Source organism: Aquiflexum sp. (assembly GCF_977115555.1).
Genome location: NZ_CDSBKL010000340.1, coordinates 1 through 4,525 on the forward strand (window position 1 = coordinate 1; position 4,525 = coordinate 4,525).

The 4,525-nt window shown below is 40.7% G+C and carries 5 protein-coding genes; 1 reads left to right on the forward strand and 4 read right to left on the reverse strand.

Annotated elements, in window-relative coordinates; translation table 11 throughout:
* Positions 1-545: GIY-YIG nuclease family protein (locus ACZFYI_RS16170; RefSeq protein ID WP_462525164.1), on the reverse strand; the 545-nt coding region annotated here is incomplete at its 3' end.
* Between the two features lie 140 nt (positions 546-685).
* Here ACZFYI_RS16170 and ACZFYI_RS16175 point away from each other — a divergent pair.
* Positions 686-814, forward strand: a complete 129-nt coding sequence (locus ACZFYI_RS16175) for a hypothetical protein (RefSeq protein WP_462525165.1) — start codon at positions 686-688, stop codon at positions 812-814.
* Between the two features lie 185 nt (positions 815-999).
* On the opposite strand, the gene tnpA is transcribed toward ACZFYI_RS16175, so the two are convergent.
* From tnpA to ACZFYI_RS16190, 3 genes are all read right to left on the reverse strand, one after another.
* The gene (gene tnpA, locus ACZFYI_RS16180) at positions 1,000-1,446 is read right to left on the reverse strand and encodes an IS200/IS605 family transposase (RefSeq protein WP_462525166.1); all 447 of its coding nucleotides are present in this window, start codon (positions 1,444-1,446) and stop codon (positions 1,000-1,002) included.
* A gap of 222 nt (positions 1,447-1,668) precedes the next feature.
* The gene (locus ACZFYI_RS16185; RefSeq protein WP_462525167.1) at positions 1,669-2,826 is read right to left on the reverse strand and encodes a DUF819 family protein; all 1,158 of its coding nucleotides are present in this window, start codon (positions 2,824-2,826) and stop codon (positions 1,669-1,671) included.
* Positions 2,819-4,276: a M20/M25/M40 family metallo-hydrolase gene (locus tag ACZFYI_RS16190; protein ID WP_462525168.1), complete on the reverse strand. Its 1,458-nt coding sequence runs from the start codon at positions 4,274-4,276 to the stop codon at positions 2,819-2,821. Before ACZFYI_RS16190 ends, ACZFYI_RS16185 begins: the two co-directional genes overlap by 8 nt.
* Positions 4,277-4,525: the final 249 nt, after the last annotated feature.

The following is a 4,525-nucleotide window of genomic DNA, read 5'->3' on the forward strand; positions in this document are numbered from 1 at the left end:
TTTATAAAAAATGATTCTTGCTTTTGTTTTGGTTTAAATTCTCTCTTTTCTTCAAATACTTTATGCCCGAGTGTGTTTACAAGCATTTTTATGTACTCAATAAACTCTTCCATTTCGGCTCTGTCAGATTCAGAAATTGAGGATTGAGTCGGGATAATTGAATTGTCAACCCTATAGCGATTTGCTGATTTTGCAATTTCGTGTAGTCTATTCTCCAAGTATTTTATATGAGCTTTGTTTAGATTTTCGTCCTTGCTTATAAATACAATTGTTTCATTCCAAAAATCCTTTGAAGTTAATTGTTGGTTAAGCCTTTTTAAAATTGATTCCGCTTCTCCGATGTAAACTTGATCTTTTCCGTCATCATCCTTTCCAAAAAGAAGGTAAACACCTGTGCTTGTTAGATCGTCACGATCAGAACAATCTTTTACTTTTATTCTTGGAATTTTATATGCTTTTCCTGACCAATTGGAAAGTTCACAACTCATTCGACCATTTGGATCACCGTCAATTAGAAATATTTTAATTGTCTTTCCGAATTTCATTCTTTGTAGTTTGTTGTTTTACATTGAGCAAGAACGATTTGCTTTAAACAATCTTTGAGCTAGGTACCCAAAATGCCATAGAAAGTGCAACGTTTGCGGCTATTTTAAAATTACCTAAACTTATAACTAATCTTCTACATATGCAACCTGATAGACAGCCTTTTTATGTGGTTAAGCACCTTCTGACCTTATTGGATCTGGATCTGAACCTGAAAAAAATGAAAAGGCTTGGGACACATGGGGGGGAATTCATAATCGCAGTCGAATAGGGGAGTGGGAAGGTAATCTCATTTAAGCTTCAATTTTTTAATAGAAGTTTTGTCTTCCCATCGACCACGAAGTGGTCTAACTTCTCAATAGCCCTAGGTGAAACCTAGGGAAAATGTTAATTACGGAGATTTCAGAACAACCCCGAAGGGGTTGAACTCTTACACTATAAAAAACCCGTTCAAGCCTACAATAGGTATTTGGGATCGAATTTGATCTCATATTCTTCCAACAAAGCTTGATATTCCTCCAAAAATGTGACCTTTTTATGATGCTCTTCTTGGTTCTTGATATAATTCACCAACCTGGTTTTGGCTTTGATGCTTTCTGAAAATGCACTGTACCCTTCCTGCCATCCTTTAAAATTTGGAAAAATACCTTCACTTTTAATAAAATCACTTGAGGCGAGTTTGATGTCTTTCACAAGAGCAGAAACTGAAATGGTTGGGTGCATATGGGTTAAAATATGGATATGGTCTTCCATACCATTTATCCTGTATAGGTGACAATTTTTATTTGTAAGTAAATGATGGATATAGGCAAATAGCCTCTTTTTTTCAGCATGAAGAAGTGTCGGTTCCCGATGTTTTGTAGAAAAAACGATATGGAAAATAAATTGAGTATATGTTCCCATGGGTAGAATGTTTTGAAAAGTAAAGGGAAGTGGAATTTAGATATTTTTTATGAAGTTTAAAAAGTTCGACACCCTTCGGGGTCGGGGGGATTTCTTTCGTTTATTTTTCCATGGGTTTCACCCACGGCTAATGAAAGGTTTGACCCTTTCAGGGTCTGAAGAGGTTGAACTTCCCAACTGCCTGTCGTAGCCAGTACCGGTGCACCAGATTCAAATCCCTTTTCACCCTGACAATAATCCAAACAAGAAAATCGTCAGCATTCCCCAACTCGTGCCTGTCACCATACTCAATATGGCCAAAACGATCGCATGAGGCATCAGTTCTTCCTTGTAAGCAGCCGTTACCGCTGGAGCTGTAGAAATTCCTCCCAGATTTGCCATACTGCCGATCGCCACCCAAGCGATGTTGGCTTTGAGGATTCGGGCGATCAAAAGCATAAAAACAAAATGAAGCACCAGCCATATCAATACCAAAATCACGAGATTGACGGGTAATGAAAGGTTTGAGAAATTAAGTTTTAAACCCAGGATCGCCATGATCATTACAATTGAAAATCCTGCAAGTCTCAGCACAAGCTTGTGATTCCATGCAGGAATCAAATTTCCAAAGAATATGCCGACAATGGAAAGGGTGACAATACTCATCAGGAAACTCATTTGGATAAAATAAGTAAGTACCATGATAGCCAAAATACAACTTATGGTCAACAGGTTGATTTGGAATAAACTCATCTTGGAATTGGTTTTGGGTGCCTCGACCTTTGGGATTTCTCCATCAATACCCCATGCGCGATTAATCCTTTCACTCCTCTTGATAAATTGAAACATGAGAATGGTCCAGACATTTACCAGGATATTATCCAGCACCAAAATCGATAAAAACAACTCCTCAGGGGTATTGGCCAATTGCTTCAAGACCAGCTGACTCGTACTTCCGCCGATCCAACCTCCCACGATTGGTGCCAATCCTTTCCAATAAGCCTGATCAAGGAACATTACCTTATTCTGAGGATCCAATACCCCGAATATGTACACAAGGGCCACAGGCAAAGTAGCAATGATAAAGGAGCCGGAAACAAAAACAAGGATGGGTTTTAGGCCTACAATTTTTAACTGTTTGAATGACAATGCACTCATGACCGAAAGTATGGTGAAGGGAATGATCCAGGTTTTGCTCCAGTCATGGAGTATTACTTGGGACAAATCAATTCTTAGCACATGGGTAAATGCTGCCGGAATCACATAGGCAAACAAAATTGCAGGGAACCAATCCAACAATAATTTGATCCTCTTGGATTTGGCTTTACCAATCCATGACACAAAACCGACAGTCAATAAAACCAGTACAATGGAGGTGATCAGCAGTTGTAAGTCACTCATACGCCTGAGTTAAAATCCCAAGGCACATCCTTAAGCCCTCATGAAAATTACCAAGTCTCAGATTTTCGTTTGGAGCATGGATATTGCTGTCCGGATTGGATATTCTTATCGAGACCGCGGGAATCCCCAAGTTGGAAATGAAAGGTTCTATTGGCTGGGATCCGCCAGTGGCCTGCATCCTGACATAGCCTCCTTCCCCCAATGCCTGATCCATTGCCAAGCCCAACCAAACCCCGATCGGTGAATCCAGTGATGTTTTGAAAGGCTTCGAGCCTATTCTCGACTCCAATCGGATAAGTTTTGGAAATTGTTTCCTTTCAGCATCTGTAGGCAAAGAATCCAATATTTTAAAACCCTGGGCCTCTATGTGCTTTTTTACCAGTTGGATCTGTCGCTCGGCCGGTGTTTCAATCACCAGTCTCATATCGATTTCTGCGATCGCTTTGGAAGGAATGATGGTCCTGACCTCTTCATCTACCCATCCAGCCTGTAAGCCTCTGACATTAAAGGAAGGATATTGAAGGGCTTCCTGATAGGTATCTCCCACCATATCGGGCTGATGGATCCCGATTGATTCGAGCAACTCAGACCTGTCCTCAGGCACTTGATTGATCAATTCCTTTTGCTGTGCACTGAGGTTAATGCCATCATAGTAGCCTGAAATCAACACCCGGCCGTTTTCATCTTTCATACTTGCGAGCAGGTGGGCAAGAGAAAAGACAGGATTGGGAGCAAAATTTCCATATTGCCCACTATGCATGTCGTTTCGTGGACCAAATACAGTAAGTTTCAAGGTTGCTATTCCCCGCGCACCGAAGGTGAGTGTGGGGACATTTCCCGGAGGCCGTGTGCCATCCATGATCAGCATCACATCGGCAGCCAATAGATCACGGTATCGCTCCACAAGTGATGGTAGGGTAGGGGAACCAAGTTCTTCCTGAAAATCCATGATCACTTTGATGTTGAAGGGAGATTGAATGTTTTCTTGACGGAGGATCTTCAGAGATTGTAAGAAAGCTACTGCCGGACCTTTGGAATCCGAAGCGGATCTTGCGAAGATCTTCCAATCAGGCTCCCATTTGTGCTCCAATTCACTCCATTCTATCTCTTGACAATCAGCATTGTCACACTTTTTGAGAACAGCGGTAAAAGGACTGGCCTGAAACCATTTGTCTGCATCTACCGGTTGCCCGTCTATCTGTAGATAAACAAGGACAGTCGGTGCGGACTTGTCGGTTATTCTTTCCCCAAAAAGGTACTTGACACTATCGGAATAGAGGATGGAAGTCTTAAAATCCAAAGACCCAAATTCATCCTCACACCATTTTATATTTTGATCAATATCAGCAGGGATGCTTCCTAAATTGGAGAGTGATAAAAAATCCCTAAGTGTATGAACCCCATCCACTAAGTATGCATCTGCCATTTGATTTATCTCCTCTTTTTTCAAGCTTTGACCGAAGCCTGAAAAAAGAACCATGTTCAGGACAATTGTTACAATTATTCTCATTCCTGAAAGTAACATTAAATTTTAAAAAATGGGAAAAAATTGAAATGAGATGCTTTTTTAGGAATGATTACTGAGTAAACTATTAAGAATAAACTATCGGGACGGTAAAGCACGGAGGATTTACACTTTCTAAGACACTGATTTTTCAAGCCTGTTGATTATTGTCAAGTCAACCGCAACTCCAAGCCC

Bases quoted from the DNA above. Each gene is read 5' to 3' on its own strand.
- ACZFYI_RS16175 (WP_462525165.1), top strand. From the start codon at position 686: ATGCAACCTGATAGACAGCCTTTTTATGTGGTTAAGCACCTTCTGACC.
- tnpA (WP_462525166.1), bottom strand. From the start codon at position 1,446: ATGGGAACATATACTCAATTTATTTTCCATATCGTTTTTTCTACAAAA.
- ACZFYI_RS16185 (WP_462525167.1), bottom strand. From the start codon at position 2,826: ATGAGTGACTTACAACTGCTGATCACCTCCATTGTACTGGTTTTATTG.